Annotated in this window: 1 protein-coding gene; it reads left to right on the top strand. The window is 37.4% G+C overall.

The genetic code is table 11. The annotated features are described in order from the left end of the window. Positions 1–235, top strand: a 235-nt coding sequence (locus tag CD138_RS13475) for a dCTP deaminase/dUTPase family protein (RefSeq protein WP_506344856.1), incomplete at both ends; no start/stop codon positions are given.

The following is a 235-nucleotide window of genomic DNA, read 5'->3' on the forward strand; positions in this document are numbered from 1 at the left end:
ATTACAAATCAAATTATTATCAGATAACGCAACATTACCTACATGTAACCACTCAACTGACGCAGGGTTCGACATTTATGCAGCAGAAACAGTGGTATTAGAACCACAAGAAAAAGCATTAATCAGTACTGATATTGCTGTAAACATTCCTAAAGGATATGTGGGTCTATTAACGTCAAGAAGTGGCGTGAGTAGTAAGACGCATCTTGTTATCGAGACAGGCAAAATTGATGCA

The organism is Staphylococcus intermedius NCTC 11048, assembly GCF_002902385.1.
GTDB lineage: Bacteria > Bacillota > Bacilli > Staphylococcales > Staphylococcaceae > Staphylococcus > Staphylococcus intermedius.